We start from the raw sequence: 19,753 nt of genomic DNA, 5'->3' as shown, positions 1-19,753 counted from the left end.
TTGTCAGGTCTGCGCGCTGGTGCTCACGAATATTCAATTCGCTCCGCGCCAGTGCTCGCCCTTCCTAGACTTCAAAGGTTTTCTATCACGCTGAAAAGAAGACAAAGTGCTAAAATAAAAATCATTTTAGCACTTTGTCAACAATCTAAAGCTGCCGATTCCGGCAGCTTTTTTTAATTCGCTTCTTCTTTTTCGAGAAGCTGTTTCATAAATGGAATGAGTTTCTTTTTCAGATCCTCATCTTGAAGGGCAAACTCGAGAGTCGTCTCGATGAAGCCTTGCTTCTCACCAACATCGTATCGTTTTCCTTCAAAATCATAGGCGAATACACGCTGGATATCATTCAGCTTTTGGATGGCATCTGTCAGTTGAATTTCCCCGCCTGCACCAATTTCTTGCTGATCAAGGTACATAAAGATCTCTGGCGTGAAAATGTATCGTCCTAAGATGGCTAGATTGGATGGTGCTGTACCTTGCGGTGGCTTTTCCACAAAGTTTTTCACTTGATAGCGGCGTCCTTCTTGTGTAAGAGGGTCGATGATCCCGTAGCGATGCGTATCGCTGTCTGCTACCTGCTGAACACCAATCACAGATGAAAGGGTCTTTTCGTATTCATCCATCAGCTGGCGAAGCCCTGGTGTTTCCGCTTGAACAATATCATCACCTAATAAAACGGCGAATGGCTCATCACCGATAAAGTTGCGTGCGCACCAAACAGCGTGTCCAAGTCCTTTAGGTTCCTTTTGACGTATGTAATGAATGTCAGCAATGTTAGAGGATTTTCTCACCTTCTCTAGAAGCTCGCTCTTCCCTTTTTCCTCTAGGTTGCGCTCTAGCTCTGGTGCAAAATCAAAATGATCCTCAATGGCTCTTTTTCCTTTTCCAGTGACGATAATAATGTCTTCAATTCCTGATTCAACAGCTTCTTCAATAATATATTGAATAGTTGGTTTATCAACGATTGGCAGCATTTCTTTAGGCATAGCTTTTGTTGCAGGGAGGAAACGTGTCCCAAGACCTGCAGCTGGTATAATGGCTTTACGTACTTTTTTCAATGAACTTTGCACCTTCCTTACATAGATAACCGATTTAATCACTCAATGTTTGTTCGTGGTCGTCTGTTTAAAGTGTAACTTACAAATCATAGGAAAGACAAATGATTTCACTAAAATGAATTTTAGATAATTCATATTTTATATGTTAAATGTAAAGGAAAGAGAAATTTAACGTTAATTCAATGTAAATTTCTTTTTTTATACCATTAAATTTATCCTCCAAATTGTGTATAATTGAAAGTACTATACTAGGAAAGAGGATTAAACAAGTGAAAAAACTAAATGTAATGACTATTTTCGGTACTAGACCTGAAGCGATCAAAATGGCACCACTTGTCCTTGAATTAAATAAACATCCACTGATAAATTCGATTGTCACTGTGACAGCCCAGCACAGAGAAATGCTTGATCAAGTTCTTGAGGCTTTTTCAATTACGCCAGATCATGATTTAAACATCATGAAGCAGCGCCAGACATTATCTGAAATCACATCAAATGCACTGTTAAAGCTAGACCAATTATTCCAAGAAGAAAAACCTGATATTGTCCTTGTCCATGGGGATACTACAACAACCTTTGCAGGAAGCTTGGCAGCATTTTATCACCAAATTTCAGTTGGGCACGTCGAAGCAGGATTGAGAACACACAATAAGTATTCGCCGTTCCCAGAGGAATTGAACCGTCAAATGACAGGCACTATTGCCGATATTCATTTCTCTCCTACAGAGGAAGCGAAGCAGAATCTTTTAATTGAAAATAAAAAAGAAGAGACCATTTGTGTGACAGGGAATACAGCGATTGATGCCCTGCAAACTACAGTTACTGAGCATTATCAGCACCCTATTTTAGAGAAAATAGGCACGGATAAAATGATTTTGTTAACGGCCCACCGCAGAGAGAATCTCGGCCAGCCGATGAAAAATATGTTTAGAGCCATTAGACGTGTTGTAGAAGAGTTTGAAGATGTTCAGGTCGTTTATCCTGTTCATTTAAACCCTGCCGTACGTGATGCAGCTCAGACAGAATTTAGCGGTCTCGATCGTGTACACTTAATTGAACCGCTTGAAGTCGTTGATTTCCATAACTTTGCTGCCGCTTCGCACTTTATCTTAACGGATTCTGGCGGTGTACAAGAGGAGGCGCCTTCTCTAGGGAAGCCAGTTTTAGTGCTCCGTGATACAACAGAACGTCCAGAAGGCGTGAAAGCAGGCACACTTAAGCTTGCAGGTACGGATGAAGAGACCATTTACAAAATGGCTAAAGAGCTGCTAGTAGATCAGAAGGAGTATGACAGCATGTCGAAGGCGTCTAACCCTTATGGTGACGGACAAGCATCGAGACGAATTGTCGAGGAGCTCCTCCATCGATTTGGATTAAGTGAAGAAAAACCTGCCCCATTTAAATCATAAAAAAAGAAGACAAAGAGCTAAAATAAAAACCATTTTAGCCCTTTGTCAACAATCTGAGACTACATTTATGTAGTCTTCTTTTTTTACTGCTCCAAACTGTCCTTCAATTCCTTCTTCACTTTAGCCAAACTGCTATCATCAAGCTGATAATAATAGATATTATTGATGCGTGCTCCCGTTCCTTTCAGCTCGTGCTGCTTCACACGCTGTCTTGCGTCACGGTAGTCATTCATCATCGTCCACATATCATCAAATGACATATTAGTCTTCATATTGTTTTCCACGACTTTGAACATATCGCCGAACTTCGTAATAGATGAAATGTTTGCCCCTTTAGCAATGATGCCTTCAATGACTTGACGCTGCCTTTGCTGACGTCCGAAGTCACCCTTTGGATCTTGTTTTCTCATTCTTGTGTAGGCGAGGGCTTGATCGCCATTTAGATTAATTTCTCCTGTACCAAATGAATGACCATCATAGCTGAAAGCAAATGTGCTGTTCACTGTAATGCCGCCAAGTGTATCGACAATATCCTTAAAGCTTTCCATATTGACTTTCACGAAGTAATCAACAGGTACATCAAGCAATTCCTCTACAGTATCAGCTGCCATTTGTGTGCCGCCGAATGCATAGGAGTGGTTGATTTTATCCATTGTGCCTTTTCCGACAATTTTCGTATACGTATCACGCGGGATACTCACCATCTCAGTCGTTTTGGTTTTTGGGTTAACGGTCATGTATATTAATGTATCCGCACGGCCGCGGTCATTTTTTCTTTCATCAACACCCATGACTAAAATAGAAATCGGGTCTTTCTTATTTAAATCGACATCTTTGTCACGCTTATCTGACTTCTTTAAATTCTCCTGAATGCCTGCCACGGTTGATGCTGCTGTATTCCAAAGATGATATGCATATCCGCCAGTTGCTAATACGAATAAGCCAATAATCGATAAAACAATCCAAAGAACCTTTTTCTTCTTTCGTTTTCTTTCAGCTCTCATAATGTCCCTCACCTTTTCTATGATTCTTCCATGATTATAGGTTTACGAATCTTGATAAACAAGTTATTTTTTTACTCTGAACCTAGATATAGACGTTGTAACAAAAAAAAGGTTTCAAAAAACCTTAAATTTACCTTAAAATATTAAGTTATAAGACGATACAAAGACATGAGGTGAAAAAAATGAAGAAAATCGTCGTTTTACCGTTCTTAATACTACTACTTGGTATCGTGCTCACAGCATGTGGAACGGCTGAGCAGTCCTCGGGAGAAAACAACACAAGCAGTTCAACTCCTCAGGTGCTGGAAGAAAAAGCTGAATTTATTGGAATGGCTGATGCACATACAGTCGAAGTGAAAAAAGTGAATACGACCTTAAGCTATGAATTTACGGATAATTTTAAAGATGTGTTAAATGAATTCAAACCAGGAGACAAAGTAGAAATCTCTTACTTTATCAATGACAGTGGTCAAAAGGAAATTCAAAAGATTGAAAAACAGAAGTAAAAAAGATGGGCGGGATGAAAAAAATTGAAGAAAACAGGCTTTACACTTATTGTTCTCATGACAATGACTCTACTAATCGCACCCTTTCAGTCTGCCATGGCTAGCTCGACAATTTCAGTGAAATTGTCTAATTATATCGGAAATAAAAAAACGATGGATCTATCCACAGCTGGAGAATACAAGCTGTCAGGATCGAATGTGGCTGTCACGAAAAGATATGATGGCAAAAATCGATACGAAGTTGCCAATAGCATCGCATCTGCCGGCTGGAAGAATCCATCAACAGTTGTCATTGTGAGCCGTGATGCATTTGATCATGCCATTTCTGTATCACCGTTAGCTTACAAACTAGGCGCACCCATTTTGTATACAAACATTGAAAAACTAACAAAAACAACTGAAAATCAGCTGAAGAAAATGAAGCCGGATAACATCCTGATCGTTGGTAACACGAAAAGTATTTCAACAGCTGCTGAGAAATCTATTAAAAAGTATGGGAAAGTCAGACGCATTAGTGGAAAAGACAAGTTTGAAATCTCCCAAAAAATTGCTAAAGAAATGGGTAACTATAAGCAAGCTGTCGTTGTCGGTGGAAACTCATTTATGAATGGGATTGCGATTGCATCCTATGCATCGAGAAAGGGATACCCAATCCTTTTAACAAAAAAAGATTCCATTCCGTCTTACAAGCTGCCAAGCAAAGTCATCATCATCGGTAGTACGAAAAGTACGGGACAAAAAGTAGAGAATCAAATTAAAAAAACGTCACAGGTAACAAGAATCAGTGGTGCCAATCGCTATGAACTCTCTGTGAATATAATGAAGAAATTAAATATCAATGCAGATAAAGTTTATTTGGCAAAAGCCTCTAGCTATATTTATGCTATGCCGCTGTCTCAATTGGCTGCAAAGTCTAATAGTACTGTTGTGTATGTGAAACCGGATTCTGTCACAGCGTCACTAAAAAAACTGCTGAAAGAAAAGGGTACATATGCTTATCACCTTGCTGGTAGCACAAGTGCGATTAAAGATAGCTTGAAGAACTCATTAGCCAAACAAGTCTATCTGAAAAAAAATCAAAACTACCCATTGAATATTTCTAACGGAAAAATTTCATTAAAAGGCATAAAGACGTATAACAATGTAAGAGTTGTTCCTGAGAAATATTCAACGAAAAATATCCTTCAAATTGCAGGGAAGCCTTACCTAGGCAGCGTCAACTTTGCAATTGAATCAGGTTATATCAGGCCGACTCTCGAAAATATTCCATTTGAAGACTATCTAAAAGGCGTGGTACCAAATGAAATGCCTGCAAGCTGGCATGTTGAAGCGCTAAAAGCACAGGCAGTGGCCGCTAGAACGTATTCAGTGAAAAGTATTGGAAAAGTCGTACCTGATACAACTGCCTTCCAAGTATATGGAGGATATAACTGGTACACAAATTCGACAAAAGCTGTCGATGCCACAAAAGGGAAAGTACTGAAATACAACAATCAGCTCATTTCAGCCACCTATTATTCTAGTAATGGCGGATATACAGAGGCAAGTGAAGAAGTGTGGGCAAATGCACTGCCGTACTTAGTGGCCAAAAAGGATACAAAAGATCCGATCAATGCATGGACATTAAAACTCTCTAAAAAACAGCTAGGCACAACATTGACTGCTAGTACAGCAGCATCTCAGTGGTCTAAGGCAAAAGAGACAAATGCAACGGATCTTGCTGGTCTCAAATCATGGCTGCTCAAAAACAAAGAAACAGCTGCATCTGATATGAAGATTGCATCCATCTCAAGCCTGACGTTCTCAGGAAAAACAAAAGGACAACGTGCGAAGACGGTATCAATCAAGCTGACATATCATCTGAAAAATAAAACAGGCACATATGCAGTAAACAAAAGTACAACGGCAAGTATGAAGATGACCGAGTTTAGATCCATCATGGGCGCAACAAAGGTGAAGAGCACATTTGCGTCAGTCAAAAACAATACAAATGACTTTACGATTTCAGGAAAAGGATATGGTCACGGCATTGGCATGAGCCAATACGGTGCCAAAGCTAGAGCAGAATCTGGAAACTCATATTCTTCCATACTTTCGTTCTACTATCCAGGTACAAAACTAACAAACTATTAAAGGGTTAAAGGAGGACATAGATGATGCGCTCAATCATGAAAACAGCCATCCTCAGCCTCATCGCCATTTTCGTTATTGTTCCAACAGCTTCAGCAGATAATTCAGTCTCACGAATTGATGGCGGAAGCAGATATGCTGTAGCAGCAAACGTAGCGAAAAAGGGATGGGGAACTGCAAGTACAGTCGTAATAGTAGGGAAAACTGCGTATGCGGATGCAACAGCAGGGATTCCACTTGCACACCAAAAAAATGGACCAGTTCTTTATACAAACAGTAAGAGTCTTTCAGGTGATACGAAAAAAGCCCTAAAGGCTTTAAAAACAAAGACAGTGATCGTTTTAGGCAGTACATCAAGTGTGTCAAATAACGTAATCAATGAAGTGAAGAAGATGGGCATCTCTACACAACGTATTTCAGGAAAAAATCGATATGAGCTATCTGCAAATATCGCGAAGAAAATGAAAAAGCCAGCAGGCGTCGTTGTCGTTGAAGGTTCCTTCTATGCTCATGGGATTGCAATTGCACCGGTAGCAGCACAAAAAGGTTTCCCGATTCTCTACACAGATAAAAAGGGACTTCGTTCTGAAATCGCATCTGTTGCAAAAGCAAGCAATGTCAAACAAACCATTGTAGTCGGCGGAGAAAATTACGTCACAAAAGCAGCTTATAATCAATTGAAATCTCCAACACGAATTAAAGGCTCCACTCGTTATGACGTTGCCGCTAATATTGTGAAAAAGTATAATATGAGCACGAACAATACCTATGTAGGAAGAGGGTTTGGCTACGCCACTTCATCTTCTGCTGCAGGGATCGCAGCGAAGCAAAACAAAGCATTGCTTCTAACGAATGAAAAAACATTACCAAAAGTAACAAGAGCAACTATTAGCAGTAAAAAAATCACCAAATTTACTGTCGTAGGCAGTGCAAATACGGTGACACCAACTGTTGTGAATCAATTGAAAAACCCTGTCGTCGGGAAAAAAGTATTCATTGACCCAGGTCATGGCGCACATGATTCAGGAGCTGTAGGCTACGGGTTATATGAAAAGAACTTGAATTTAGATGTAGCTAAGCGTTTAAATACGAAATTAAACAACGCGGGTGCACTTGTTACCATGTCAAGAACATCAGACACATTTGACAGTCTTCAAACACGAGTGAGCAAAGGTGCGTCAGCAAATGCAGATATCTTCATTAGTGTCCATGCAAACTCAAATGATAACAGCAGTGCAAACGGAACAGAAACGTATTATGACAAAACATATGCGTCTGCAAACAGCTTGAAGCTTGCGCAAAACATTCAGCCGAAAATGGTCAGTGCACTTGGTACAAGAGACCGTGGTGTGAAAACAGCTGGATTCTACGTGATTAAATATTCTAAAATGCCGAGTGTTCTTTTAGAAACTGGTTTTGTGTCAAGTCCAGTTGATTCAAACATCTTGAAATCGGCTACGTATAAAGATCGTTTAGCGTCAGGCATTTCAAGCGGTGTGTCAGGTTACTTTAGATAAGAAAAAACAAACATGAGGGGTGCCTCAGATACTCCTCTTAGGCTGCTCGAGAACGTCTCTCGGCAGCCTTTTTTCAAAAGTCTATGAAGTGATCGGGTCGTCAATAATGTGTCAAGTTAAAAATACATTTCATTTCTAGTTATCTTTGTTATAATTGAAACATAAAAGGTGAATGGTTTACGCATGAATCTAAGCGACAGCCAATCGACAAATCATGAAGAGGTGACAATTTTGAAAAAATTAATCACAATGCCGTTTCTAGTATTGCTTCTAGGTGTACTACTCACAGCATGCGGCACAACAAATCAATCAAGCGACAACAATAAGGATGATAGCAAAAAGGAAACAACCGAAGCAGCTGATCAAAAGAAAGAAAATGCTTCAGAGAAAAAGGAAAAAACAGAAGATCAGTCATCAAATGAAAAAGCAGATGATCAAAGCAAAGAAACAGTTGCTCCAAAAGAAGAGCAATCTGGTCAATCTGATGAAGACGCAAAAGACAGCTCAAGTAAAGAAATCACAAAAGAAGAACCTACTAAGGAACAATCAAAAACTGATTCTAAAACAAAGAAAGAATCAACAACAAATAAGAAAAATGAAGTCACCAAGGAAGGCACATATGTCGGCTTGGCTGATGGACATACCATTGCTGTGAACATTGATGGCAAAGAAGTTGCTATTCAATTCGGAAATACGTTTTCTAAACAAGTGAACAGCTTAAAAGAAGAATCAAAAGTGAAAGTCACTTATACAAAAGATGCAAACGGAACCCTTCGATTAAAAACGATCGAATCCGTTAAAGCAAAATAAAAAAAGACCCAGAGACCCGCAGAATTGCGGGTCTTTTTTACGTTGAAAAGGGCATAACTTGATATAAGTGCACATTCTTAACACAGTTTTACAAGACTTAACAGCGCATTTACATTTGCTTAATGTTGCTCTGCTAAACTGACCTTCATAGAACATCTCTTTACACAACAACTACTTTGAATGGTGAGGTGCAGGTCAGTGAGTGCAGAGAAAGCGATGAATCTTTATAGAGAATATGAAGTGAGACGAAACCACTCTTTTGCCTTAACAGAACATATGGTTCGTTATTTATTTGCAAAACGTTTCATAGATTTAATGTTCTCGTTCATCGGATTGATGTTGAGTACGCCAATCATTTTGCTGTTTGCTCTTTTGATTAAGCTGGAAACACCGGGACCAGCCTTTTATATGCAGGAGAGGGTCGGGAAAGACGGTGTTTACTTTAAATTATGGAAGCTCAGATCGATGAGAACCGATGCTGAAAGCGGAGGAGCGAAATGGGCACAAAAAAACGACCCACGTATCACCAAAGTGGGAGCCTTCATTCGTAAAACAAGAATCGATGAACTCCCTCAATTCATCAACGTGTTAAAAGGAGAAATGAGTATCGTAGGTCCGCGTCCGGAAAGACCGATGTTTACCGCAGAATTTAATCGGACGATTCCAGGTTTTACGAAAAGATTAACGGTCAAGCCGGGACTGACAGGTCTTGCTCAAGTAAATGGAGGATATGAAATGAGTCCAAGTGAAAAATTAACACATGACTTACAGTATATTCAAAACTTGACATTTTCTCTCGACACGAAGATTATGGTAAAAACGTTAAAAGTCATCATGACGGGTGACGGAGCCAGATAAGTAAAGTAGGGAAGAGAAATGGCAAGTATGAAAAAACACATGCTGGGCGGGGCAAAATGGACAAGCTTGTCCGCATTTATCATCACGATCATCCAAATTGCACAGTTCGCCTTTTTAGGGAACGTGATGTCACTGAAAGAGTTTGGACTCGTTGGCATGATCACAACTGTCACAATATTTACGCAGATTTTACTTGATCTAGGGATCGGGGCAGCGATCATCCAAAAGGAACAAACAACAGAACGTCAATTATCCACATTATATTGGATCAACTTACTCACTGGCATTATCTTATTCTGTTTACTCATTCTAGTAAGCCCAATGATTGCCGCCTTTTATAACCGGCCAGAGCTGGAGGGGTTGCTCAAACTATTATCGATCATGTTTCTGATTGCACCCATTGGCCAGCAATACCAATACATGATGCAAAAGGACTTAGCCTTTAAAACATTAAGTGCCATTGAAGCCATTGCAACTATGATATCGCTGTTTGTTTTACTCGCTTTGGCCTTCTTCATCAATCCGATTGTAGCCTATGTCATTTCTCAAGTGCTTCTGCAATCTGGAAAAGGGCTTATGTATGCCGCAGCTTATTGGAAGAAGTGGCGCCCAGCACCTGTTTTTGCATTAGGAGAAGTGAAAGAATTTTTCTCATTCGGTGCATTCCAGCTCGCGTCCAGACTAGTCAATCGAGCAGGATCGAACATAGACATGATTTTAATCGGCCGGTTTCTAGGAGCAGAAGCGTTAGGTATTTATAGCTTGGCGTATCAAATCGTGACGATCCCCGTGCTGAAAATTAACCCAATCGTGACGAGAGTGGCTTTCCCGGTTTTCGCAAAAAGTCAGCGTGATCACTCCATGCTGCGAGAGGGCTTCCTCAGTATGACGAATATGCTCGCATTGATTAGCTTTCCGTTATTAATCGGTCTTGCTGCCGTATCAGATAGCTTTATAGAAGTAGTGTTTGGTGAGAAATGGCTCGTAGCTGTTCCGGTTCTTAATATATTATGCATTGTCGGACTTCTGCGTGTGCTGATGAATCCAAACGGGTCAATACTCCTTGCAAAGGGGAGAGCGGACTTAGCCTTTTATTGGGATACGGGGATGCTCATCGTGTATGGATGCACCTTATATGTAGGTGTCAGCACAGGCAGTCTGCTCACAGTAGCTTGGGTTTACTCAGGTGTCAGCCTGCTCAACTTCATTGTCGGCAGATGGCTCATGGCGTATGTCATTCAGCTAGATATGAAGGTTTATTTAAAATCACTTGGCAAGCCTGCTACTATGACGCTATTGATGGCCGCCTGTGCGGTAGCCCTGCATCAAGGCATGAAGCTGACGTCAGCCGACATTTTACTTCAATTAGGATTGACGATTTGTGTCAGCGCAGCATTGTATGGCTTGCTGCTCATCAAAATGTATCCGCAGGTGGCAGGCAAATTATTGAGAAGAGGTCGTTCGTCATGAAGGTGCTATGGCTGACAAGTGTATATCCTAGTGAAAAACATCCAAGTGAAGGTGTGTTCCATGAAACGCAAGTGCAGGAGCTGCTCAAACAAGGAATACAAGTGACCGTCATCTGTCCCAACCCGGTCAATCCACCGGTTTTGCGGATGCTGAAGGCGTCCTATCGGCAGAAAAAGGATCTGCCCGAACAGGAAGTGAGAAACGGAGTGACCGTATACAGGCCGCCCTATACAGCGTTTCCTGGACAGCTGAAATGGGCACAGCCGAGTAAACGAATAGCTTCTACTGTTCTCAGCGCCATGCAGCGTTATCAGCTGTCACCAGATTTTATCCATGCGCACTTTGCGATGCCATCTGGCGGAGCGGCGGCTGTGATTCAGAAAGAAACGCAAATTCCTTATCTTTTGACCTTACATGGCAGTGATGTGAACGTGTATCCGGGCTATAGCAAAGGGGCACATGCAGCCTTTGAAACGGCGGTGAAACAGGCATCTGCTGTTCTGACGGTGAGCGAGGAGCTTGCTAAAAAGACAAATGACATGACAAAGGTAGAAGCGAAATGCCTCCCGCTCGGTATTCCGCTCCAGTCATTTTCTAAAACGGAAGAAGATCAACAATTCATCAGGAAAAAGTTAGGCTTACCCCTTCACGACAAGCTCGTTGTCTTCGTCGGGCGGTTAGTCAAAGAGAAGGGCTTACTTGAATTAGCTGATGCTGTCAGCGGCTTGGATGGTGTGAAAGCAGTTTTTGTTGGAAAAGGCCCCCTTGCAAAGGAGCTCACAGAACGGGCTGGAGCATCTATTCTACTCCCAGGGCAGGTGCCGAATGAGCAGGTGAAAGACTACTTAATCGCAGCCGATTTGTTTGCACTTCCGTCCTATAGTGAAGGAATGCCAACCGTCGTTCTGGAGGCACTCGCTTTAAAAGTACCTGTCATTGCGACAAGAGTCGGTGGTCTCCCAACCTTATTTTCTAGCTATCAACATCTGCTCGTTGATCCGCATTCGACAAATCAGTTAAAAGAGGCCATTCACGCCTACCTTTATGAAAACAGATGGAATGAGCAAGTGAAAAGCGATCTTCATCAAATCGTTCATACAGAATATTCATCAGCAAATAATACGAAGCAGCTCATACAGCAATATGAAAAGGTGCTTCATCAATCAAGATCCATCGTTTAAACAAGATGAAATGTGCAAAGAATGATAGATAGATAAACAGCTTGGAACGGACAATATGCTTTTACTGAGAGGATGAAAAATGTTGAAGAAAATTGCTGTGATTGGAACAGGGTATGTCGGGTTAGTATCAGGTACTTGTTTTGCTGATATCGGAAATCGTGTCATCTGCTGTGACATCGATGAATCAAAAATCAACAGCTTAAAAAGTGGTGTCGTTCCCATTTATGAACCGGGTTTAAAGGAATTGATTGAAAAGAATACGGAAGAAGGAAGACTGTTTTTTACAACCAATATTCCTGCTGCTATCCGGGAATCAGAGATTATCTATATTGCTGTAGGGACACCGATGACAGCACAGGGGGAAGCAGATTTAACGTACGTGAAAGCTGTCGCTCAAACAATTGGTGAACATCTAAATGGCTATAAAATCATCGTCAATAAAAGCACAGTGCCCGTTGGAACAGGCCGGCTCGTTCAAGCCATTGTCGAAAAAGCATCGCGCAGTAAATATCCTTTTGATGTCGTATCCAATCCAGAGTTTCTCAGAGAAGGATCTGCCATCCAAGACACGATGAATATGGAGCGGGCAGTAATCGGCTCGACAAGCACCCATGCGTCGACCATCATCAAAAGATTGCATGATCCGTTTCAAACAGAGGTTGTGGAGACCAATTTAGAAAGTGCTGAAATGATTAAGTATGCTGCAAATGCCATGCTTGCCACAAAAATCTCATTCATCAATGACATTGCAAATATTTGCGAGCGGGTGGGCGCTGATGTTGAAAAAGTTAGCGAAGGCGTTGGATTAGACAGCCGTATCGGGCATAAATTTTTAAAAGCGGGCATTGGATTTGGTGGGTCTTGTTTCCCGAAAGACACGATGGCTCTTCTCAAAATTGCCGAAACAGCCGGCTACCGGTTCAAGCTGATCGAGTCCGTGATTGAAACGAACAATCTCCAAAGAGCGCACCTTGTCAGCAAATTGATGAGTGTATTCGGTGATATTAGAGGAAAAACCATCTCTGTTTTAGGTCTCGCATTCAAACCGAATACGAATGATATGCGTTCTGCACCTGCATTAGACATTATCCCAATGCTGAGAGAGCTGGGTGCTTTTGTGAAGGCCTATGATCCGGTTGCTTATGTAGAAGCAGAACGAGAGCTTGGCCCGCAGGCTGTCTTCAGTAATGACCTGTATGAAACAGTAAAAGATACGGATGCTTGCCTCATCCTAACAGAATGGGATGACGTACAGAAGATGGATAAAGATCAAATCAAGCAGCTGCTTCGTTCACCGATTGTAATTGATGGAAGGAATTTGTTTGATCCAGCAGAAATGAAAGAGAGAGGATTTATTTACCAGTCTATCGGCCGCCCAGGCGTATGGGAAGCAGAATTGGTATCAAAGGCACAATAACAGGGGGAGCTTGGATGAAGAAAGTATTGGTTACTGGGGGAAGCGGATTTATTGGATCACACACGGTAGAGGCTTTACTAGAAAAAGGCTACGAGCCCATCGTTCTTGATAACTTTTCAACTGGATCTCGGGGAAATATTGCCCACCTTTCCGTTCAATGCATTGAGGCAGATGTCACAAAATCAGAAACGGTCGATTTGATCAAACAAATAAGACCGGATTATATCATTCACCTTGCAGCACAGGTGAGTGTCGCCGTGTCTGTTCAGAATTTCGTTTATGACGAAGAGGTCAATATCAAAGGGTCCCTGCACGTCATGAAAGCAGCGGCTGAAGCAGGGGTGGAGAAGGTGGTATTTGCCTCATCGGCAGCTGTCTATGGAGATCCAGTGTATTTGCCAGTGGATACCGCTCACCGGCTAAAGCCTGGTTCGCCTTATGGTTTATCGAAACTCACAGTAGAGCGATACTTAGAAATGGCAAAATCACTGTATGATGTGGACTATTGTATTCTTCGGTATAGCAATGTTTATGGTCCGCGACAAGATGCACTTGGCGAAGGCGGGGTTGTCTCTATTTTCTCTGATAAGTTTGCAAAGGATGAGGCTCCTTTCATTTTCGGAGACGGAGAACAAACAAGAGATTTCATCTATGTAGGTGATTTAGCAGCGGCTAATGTTGCGGCTTTAACAGCTCAATCAAACGTTTGTTTAAATATCTCGTGTGGTGATTCAATCACTGTGAATGAGCTGTTTCAAACGATGAAGCGAGTAACGAGGTCGCATCTTGAACCAATTTACAAGCCGCAGCGTGCAGGAGATATTGTGCATAGTACATTGGCAAATGAGGAAACGAAACAAGTCTTAGCATGGGAGCCTGTTGTGAGTTTACAGGAAGGTTTGGCTCGTACCATTTCCTACTATGAACAGGAAGTCAAGGCTTAATCCCTCAAATCGGATGGGTTGCTTAGGAGGAAAATGGGTATGAGTGTGAAGCATACAGCATGGCAAATCATGATTGGATGTATATTGTTTGCAGCAGGGATCGGTCTTGTACAAATGGCAGCCGCGCAGCCCGTCGGGTTAAAGAAGATGGTGGCTGTTCCGGTTATACTTCTGATCCTGTCGGCTGCTCTCGTGTTGATGAAGCTGTACATGAATGGTGAGCAAATCTTCATGTCAGTCATCTATCTTTTGATTACATTGACCTTTCTCAACAACGCTTTCTTTTCTATTAGTGCAGGATTCTTTAGTCTTTTTCTCTACCGTATCATGCTCATCGCCGCCTTTGCTTTATTTATATGGCGGATGAGAGATCAGGGGACGTACATATCGCAGTGGCAGCAGATTCGTGTCAAAGGAATTCTTGGTTTTTTCGCTGTATGGTTTCTTTACGGTCTCATCTCACTGCTTTGGGCTCATTCGGTCACAGACGGCCTGAAATATATGTCCCTTCTTGCAATGGGGATGGGATTTGTCTTTCTAGTCGTCATGTATATTCAGCGAATGGATCAAGTGGTGACCTTTTATAGCATTTGGCTGGTCATGACTGTGTTTGTGATGGGGATTGGGTTCTATAATCATTTTACATTGAACCATTTACCGAATACCTCATTGTATCTAGGGCCAGCGTATAAACAGCACTATCCTACATCTGTCTTTTTTAATCAGAATGACTTTGCAACGTTTTTATCGATTAGTTTCTTCTTATATCTAGCATGCATGCGTCAAATGAAAAACGGTTACATCAAAGCGTTTGGATTATTAGGTGCAATCGCCGCGCTGTATCTCATTTTGTTAACCGAATCCCGCGCTAGTCTGCTTGGGATATTTGCAGGAGTGGCGATCTATGTGTGGCTGCTGCTGCCGCGTTTTCTCAAAAAGTGGTCAATCATTGCAGCAAGCGGACTTGTCGTCATCGGTATCGCTGTTTTTTCAGCTAAGATTTATTCGGTCTTTTATGACTTGTTTCTCGCTTCTCAGGTCGCGCATTCTTTTAGTGAACCACTCCCGTCTAACATCGCGAGAGCGAATTTAATCAAAAATGCTTGGCACTTCTTTACGAATTCATACGGATTCGGAGTTGGAGCGGGGAATGTGTCTTACTACTTAGCTCACTTTTCGATCTTTGACACAGACCAGGTCGTAGAAGTGCACAATTGGCTGCTGGAATTGATGACGAACTTCGGATTTGCAGTCATGCTGGGCTATATCTCTGTATACGCCTATCTCATGTTCACACTGTACAAACAATACCAATGGGCTGACACAAGATCGGCAAAAATGATCATTGAGGGGTTGTTTGCAGCCATGCTGAGCTTTCTCGTTTCAAGTATCAGTCCTAGCTCTGTCTCGAATTTATATTTCCATTGGGTATTTTTAGGACTGGTGATCGCAGCGGTGAATATGTTGAAAAACAAACAACGACTCAAGCTATGGTAAACCGTGTGTGATGCTGCGTTTGTATGGCTACACTAGTGAAAGAGCAAATACGTCAATGTTGGGAGAATGAACATGTCTGGTTTCATATCTAGGATAGGGAAGCGAATCAAAAAGTACATCGTATGGCTCATACTGCTGCCTGTCGTATTAGGCGCCTTTGGTTTCTTTTTTGCTAAAGGAACTACGCAGCAGTCTAGTTACACAGCTGCTGTTACCCTCACTCTCGGTAAATATGATGATGGGGTGTATAACAACATGGCAGAAGTGACATCTCTATTAAAAAGCGATGCATTTCTAAATGAAGCACTCAGTGATGTGAAAGAAGAAGAAAGACAGGATGTGAAAACTCGTCTCATCCTTACTAATCAATCAGATACACAATTACAGCTGTCTTTCACGGATGCCGATAAGGATCGTGCTTTGGCTGTCGTGAAGCAAGTGTCGGATACATTTCTCAAGCAAGATAAAGCATTATTTACAAAAAGGCAGCAGGTGATTGAAAGTAGATTAGCTGCTCTTGAAGACGAATTGGTCAGCAATGATTCCAAAGTCGATAAAGAACGATTCTTATATGAATTGGAGTCAACAAAGCTTGGAATGAAACAGGCAAAAATTGTTGATCCTGCACAAGTACTTGATGAAGGCAATAAAGGCATGTCAGCCAAAAAACGGGCACTTCTTGGGCTTGTCATTGGCTTTAGTATCTCGCTTATGTTTGTGGTCTTACCCGAAGTGTTCAAAGAATCTTAATAATGAACTGGAGATGAGTCTTAGGTGAACAATCAACCGTTAGTATCCATCATTACACCTGCGTATAATGCGGAACGTTATTTAACGGATACAGTTCATTCCGTCCTTGCCCAAACCTATTCCAATTGGGAGCTGATCATTGCAGATGATTGTTCTACAGATGGAACTCGAAAGCTATTAGGGGATTTAAGTCAAGCGGACGACAGAATCAACGTCATTTATTTAGAGGAAAATGGGGGAGCTGCCTTTGCTAGAAACGCAGCCATCAAACAGGCAAAAGGACGCTTTATCGCTTTTTTAGACAGCGATGATATGTGGAAAGAGACGAAGCTTGAAAAACAGGTAGACTTCATGCTGACAAATGATTATGCCTTTACATTTACGGCATATGACATCATTGCAGAAAACGGAGAACCATTAGAAAAAACCGTCACTGCGCCAGCGAGATTAGACTATAATGAAGCCCTGAAAAACACCATTATCGGCTGTTTAACGGTCATGCTTGATCTTCAAAAGGTAGGACATGTGGAAATGCCGAACATTCGCACAAGGCAGGATTTAGCTACATGGCTGTCTATATTAAAAAGAGGATTTATAGCCTATGGTATGAGTGAACCGCTCAGTGAATATCGCATCGTTGGGAACTCCATCTCTAGTAACAAGTGGAAAGCAGCGAAAAAAACGTGGTTTGTCTACAGAGAAATTGAGCAGCTTCATTTTGTCAAAGCGTCTTGGTGTTTTATGCACTATGCGACAAATGCTGTGAAGAAGCGCTTATAAACAGAAGGGAAAAAAGGTGATAAAGGTGAAAGCAGACTCGATCATACATGTTGTCGTAGCGACGGGAGAATGGGGACAGGACGGACTGAGGTACAGACGGCATCGGCTGGCCGAATTTCTAGCATCTGATCCAGAAACAAAAGAGGTCATCTGGGTATGCCCGTCATCATCTCGTCATACAGCTCCCTTTCAGCCCATAACAGATCGAATGAAGCAATTGACCATTCCTGATGTGCTCAAGAGCAAATTATTTCGCTTTGGTCGATATCAAGACATGTTCTATATTCATAAATTATCCCCTCTCCTTGAACATTTGCGGCATGAGGAGAAGAAGGGGATCGCTGTTTGTTTATGGTATACGTTTCCGGGCTTTCCGCTCTTATCTTCTTTATTTGAATGGAAACATATTGTCTATGATTGCAGTGACCTGTGGGGAGAGCCGATAAGCGGCAACCATAACATCCTTTCTTATATGAGGCAGCGTGTCATTGTCAAAGCAGAAAATCGAATCATTAAATACGCACACAGCATTACATGCTCTTCTCAATATTTACACGATCAAATCAAAAAACGTCTTATGGGAGAACCGAAAGATGTGTTTACGGTGGAAAATGGCGTCGAATACGATGTGTTTGCGAAAAGCAATCTTCCGTGCAAAGAAGATGTGCTGGAAGGAAGAGAAGGGACTGTGCTTGGTTTTATCGGAGGAATCAAGCCAAAGCTCGATTTTGACATGATGGCTGAAGCTGCTCGCATGCGGCCTGATTGGACATTTTTATTTGTCGGTCCGGATGGAACGAATGGAGATCCATCTTTTCAGCATGCACTCAAACTGCCTAATGTGATTTGGACAGGTGCTGTTGCCCCAGAAGAAGTGCCTGCTTATATGAAGCTGATTGATGTAGGTATGATGCCATATAAACAATCCCCTTACAATCAAGCGGTGTTCCCTCTCAAGCTTTATGAATTTTTAGCCGCTGGAATACCGGTTGTCGGTTTAAATCTCCCATCAACGGAAAGGCTAAAAGAGAAGGATGTGTATGAATATTTAGAGGGCGATGATCCTGCGCTCTTCGTAGAAGCCTGCCTGAAAGTGATCAGCAAAAAAGACGACACGAGCTATAGACATCTAAGACAAAGCCGAGCGAAGAAAAAAGATTGGCACGCGCTGTTCACAAACATGGTGGAACTAACGAATATTAAAGAAAACGCATAATTCATTCGGGATTGTGCGTTTTTATTTGTTTCTTCCTCACAGGGGGAGCTTGTGATCATCCTCTATTCAATTGTATAATGGAAAGAGCGGCCAATATACAAAATACAGATTTCAATTTAGAAGGAGACTGACCTATGGATTACGAACGCGCCTTATTAGCGTTTTTTGTCTCTCTGGCTACAGTTTTAATTGTGACACCAATCGTCAAAAAGTTTGCAATTAAGATTGGTGCAGTGGACCAGCCGAATAAACGAAAAGTTCATGATAAAGTAATGCCTCGAATGGGTGGTTTGGCAATTTTTATTGGAGTAGCGGCTGGAGCATTAGCAGGTGGGCTGTTTCTACATAATAAAATTACAGCAATTTCAGTTGGTGCCGTACTCATCGTCATTTTAGGTATATTTGATGATAAATATAATTTAAGTGCAAGATTTAAATTTCTCGTACAAGTCCTAGTTGCTTGTTTGATTGTGAGCACGGGCTTAAAAATGGACTTCTTCTCTGTTCCTTTTTTAACAGATCGAATTGAGTTAGGCTGGATGGCATACCCCCTCACCGTGCTATGGATTGTGGGTATCACAAATGCCATTAATTTAATTGACGGCCTTGATGGACTAGCTGCCGGTATTTCTGTCATCGGTTTATCAACGATTGCAGTGATGGCATTTTCTGCTGATAAGATTCTGATTCTTTCTTTATCTCTTGTCGTCATTGGCAGTACGATCGGCTTTCTCTTTTACAACTTCCATCCGGCGAAGATTTTTATGGGAGATACCGGTTCGCTATTTTTAGGCTATATGATTTCGGTGCTGTCACTTTTAGGGTTATACAAAAGTGTCACTTTGTTTAGTGTTGTTGTTCCTGTGATCATTCTAGGTGTTCCTATATTTGATACGACCTTTGCAATCATTAGACGCATATTAAACAAACAGCCCATTTCATCACCGGACAAATCCCATATTCATCATAGACTAATGGCCTTTGGCTTGTCCCATCGCATGGCTGTCATCGTGATTTACATGATTGGGCTAGTCTTTAGCTTAAGTGCGATTTTGCTGACAAGCGCGACCATTTGGTTATCGCTGATCATTATCTTTTTACTGGTGATGTTTATGCAAGTGATTGCGGAAGTCACGGGTTTGGTCAACGAAGAGTTCAAACCATTTACGAAATTCTATAAACGAATGGTGAAAAGACAATAAAAAACAG

General features: G+C 41.6%; 17 protein-coding genes. 15 read left to right on the top strand and 2 right to left on the bottom strand.

Annotation, left to right across the window (positions count from 1 at the left end; all coding sequences use genetic code 11):
• Window positions 1–173: 173 nt before the first annotated feature.
• On the bottom strand, window positions 174–1,055 hold the full coding sequence (gene galU, locus MKZ05_RS16280; RefSeq protein WP_034318540.1) for a UTP--glucose-1-phosphate uridylyltransferase GalU: 882 nt from the start codon (window positions 1,053–1,055) through the stop codon (window positions 174–176).
• A gap of 269 nt (window positions 1,056–1,324) precedes the next feature.
• Between galU and wecB the strand changes: the two genes are divergently transcribed.
• A complete protein-coding gene (wecB, locus tag MKZ05_RS16275; protein ID WP_050944364.1) occupies window positions 1,325–2,464 on the top strand; it encodes a UDP-N-acetylglucosamine 2-epimerase (non-hydrolyzing) in 1,140 nt (379 codons plus the stop codon).
• 83 nt (window positions 2,465–2,547) lie between these two features.
• Here wecB and MKZ05_RS16270 read toward each other — a convergent pair whose 3' ends face one another.
• The gene (locus MKZ05_RS16270; protein ID WP_050944362.1) at window positions 2,548–3,468 is read right to left on the bottom strand and encodes a LytR family transcriptional regulator; all 921 of its coding nucleotides are present in this window, start codon (window positions 3,466–3,468) and stop codon (window positions 2,548–2,550) included.
• 182 nt (window positions 3,469–3,650) lie between these two features.
• On the opposite strand from MKZ05_RS16270, the gene MKZ05_RS16265 reads away from it, so the two are divergent.
• From MKZ05_RS16265 to MKZ05_RS16200, 14 genes are all read left to right on the top strand, one after another.
• Window positions 3,651–3,974: a hypothetical protein gene (locus MKZ05_RS16265; RefSeq protein WP_003212891.1), complete on the top strand. Its 324-nt coding sequence runs from the start codon at window positions 3,651–3,653 to the stop codon at window positions 3,972–3,974.
• Window positions 3,975–3,998: 24 nt separating this feature from the next.
• Entirely contained in the window at window positions 3,999–6,107 is a 2,109-nt protein-coding gene (locus MKZ05_RS16260) for a SpoIID/LytB domain-containing protein (protein ID WP_327839587.1), read from the top strand.
• A gap of 23 nt (window positions 6,108–6,130) precedes the next feature.
• On the top strand, window positions 6,131–7,621 hold the full coding sequence (locus MKZ05_RS16255; protein WP_044140362.1) for an N-acetylmuramoyl-L-alanine amidase: 1,491 nt from the start codon (window positions 6,131–6,133) through the stop codon (window positions 7,619–7,621).
• Window positions 7,622–7,852: 231 nt separating this feature from the next.
• Window positions 7,853–8,431, top strand: coding sequence for a hypothetical protein (locus tag MKZ05_RS16250; protein WP_170965966.1), 579 nt, complete (start codon window positions 7,853–7,855; stop codon window positions 8,429–8,431).
• 198 nt (window positions 8,432–8,629) lie between these two features.
• The gene (locus MKZ05_RS16245; RefSeq protein WP_044140051.1) at window positions 8,630–9,289 is read left to right on the top strand and encodes an exopolysaccharide biosynthesis polyprenyl glycosylphosphotransferase; all 660 of its coding nucleotides are present in this window, start codon (window positions 8,630–8,632) and stop codon (window positions 9,287–9,289) included.
• 18 nt (window positions 9,290–9,307) lie between these two features.
• A complete protein-coding gene (locus MKZ05_RS16240) occupies window positions 9,308–10,759 on the top strand; it encodes an MOP flippase family protein (RefSeq protein ID WP_327839590.1) in 1,452 nt (483 codons plus the stop codon).
• Window positions 10,756–11,940, top strand: coding sequence for a glycosyltransferase (locus MKZ05_RS16235; RefSeq protein ID WP_339160567.1), 1,185 nt, complete (start codon window positions 10,756–10,758; stop codon window positions 11,938–11,940). Before MKZ05_RS16240 ends, MKZ05_RS16235 begins: the two co-directional genes overlap by 4 nt.
• A 79-nt stretch (window positions 11,941–12,019) precedes the next feature.
• A complete protein-coding gene (locus MKZ05_RS16230; RefSeq protein WP_339160566.1) occupies window positions 12,020–13,357 on the top strand; it encodes a UDP-glucose/GDP-mannose dehydrogenase family protein in 1,338 nt (445 codons plus the stop codon).
• A gap of 14 nt (window positions 13,358–13,371) precedes the next feature.
• Window positions 13,372–14,301 carry an NAD-dependent epimerase/dehydratase family protein gene (locus MKZ05_RS16225; protein ID WP_106035662.1) on the top strand — a complete coding sequence of 310 codons (930 nt, stop codon included), beginning with the start codon at window positions 13,372–13,374 and terminating at the stop codon, window positions 14,299–14,301.
• A 39-nt stretch (window positions 14,302–14,340) separates the two neighbouring features.
• Window positions 14,341–15,798, top strand: coding sequence for an O-antigen ligase family protein (locus tag MKZ05_RS16220; RefSeq protein ID WP_212045590.1), 1,458 nt, complete (start codon window positions 14,341–14,343; stop codon window positions 15,796–15,798).
• A 72-nt stretch (window positions 15,799–15,870) separates the two neighbouring features.
• Window positions 15,871–16,548: a hypothetical protein gene (locus tag MKZ05_RS16215; protein WP_339160563.1), complete on the top strand. Its 678-nt coding sequence runs from the start codon at window positions 15,871–15,873 to the stop codon at window positions 16,546–16,548.
• 24 nt (window positions 16,549–16,572) lie between these two features.
• A complete protein-coding gene (locus MKZ05_RS16210) occupies window positions 16,573–17,328 on the top strand; it encodes a glycosyltransferase family 2 protein (RefSeq protein WP_339160562.1) in 756 nt (251 codons plus the stop codon).
• 25 nt (window positions 17,329–17,353) lie between these two features.
• Window positions 17,354–18,544: a glycosyltransferase gene (locus tag MKZ05_RS16205; RefSeq protein WP_226805380.1), complete on the top strand. Its 1,191-nt coding sequence runs from the start codon at window positions 17,354–17,356 to the stop codon at window positions 18,542–18,544.
• A 134-nt stretch (window positions 18,545–18,678) separates the two neighbouring features.
• Window positions 18,679–19,746, top strand: a complete 1,068-nt coding sequence (locus MKZ05_RS16200) for an MraY family glycosyltransferase (protein ID WP_003212692.1) — start codon at window positions 18,679–18,681, stop codon at window positions 19,744–19,746.
• Window positions 19,747–19,753 lie beyond the last annotated feature (7 nt).

It is taken from the genome of Bacillus sp. FSL M8-0277, assembly GCF_037975305.1.
In the GTDB taxonomy this organism is placed as follows: Bacteria; Bacillota; Bacilli; order Bacillales; family Bacillaceae; genus Bacillus; species Bacillus pumilus.
This window is presented reverse-complemented; position numbering and strand designations above follow the sequence as displayed.

Bases quoted from the DNA above. Each gene is read 5' to 3' on its own strand.
- MKZ05_RS16230 (WP_339160566.1), top strand. From the start codon at position 12,020: ATGTTGAAGAAAATTGCTGTGATTGGAACAGGGTATGTCGGGTTAGTA.
- MKZ05_RS16200 (WP_003212692.1), top strand. From the start codon at position 18,679: ATGGATTACGAACGCGCCTTATTAGCGTTTTTTGTCTCTCTGGCTACA.
- MKZ05_RS16255 (WP_044140362.1), top strand. From the start codon at position 6,131: ATGCGCTCAATCATGAAAACAGCCATCCTCAGCCTCATCGCCATTTTC.
- MKZ05_RS16235 (WP_339160567.1), top strand. From the start codon at position 10,756: ATGAAGGTGCTATGGCTGACAAGTGTATATCCTAGTGAAAAACATCCA.
- MKZ05_RS16240 (WP_327839590.1), top strand. From the start codon at position 9,308: ATGGCAAGTATGAAAAAACACATGCTGGGCGGGGCAAAATGGACAAGC.
- MKZ05_RS16225 (WP_106035662.1), top strand. From the start codon at position 13,372: ATGAAGAAAGTATTGGTTACTGGGGGAAGCGGATTTATTGGATCACAC.
- MKZ05_RS16220 (WP_212045590.1), top strand. From the start codon at position 14,341: ATGAGTGTGAAGCATACAGCATGGCAAATCATGATTGGATGTATATTG.
- MKZ05_RS16270 (WP_050944362.1), bottom strand. From the start codon at position 3,468: ATGAGAGCTGAAAGAAAACGAAAGAAGAAAAAGGTTCTTTGGATTGTT.
- MKZ05_RS16215 (WP_339160563.1), top strand. From the start codon at position 15,871: ATGTCTGGTTTCATATCTAGGATAGGGAAGCGAATCAAAAAGTACATC.
- MKZ05_RS16265 (WP_003212891.1), top strand. From the start codon at position 3,651: ATGAAGAAAATCGTCGTTTTACCGTTCTTAATACTACTACTTGGTATC.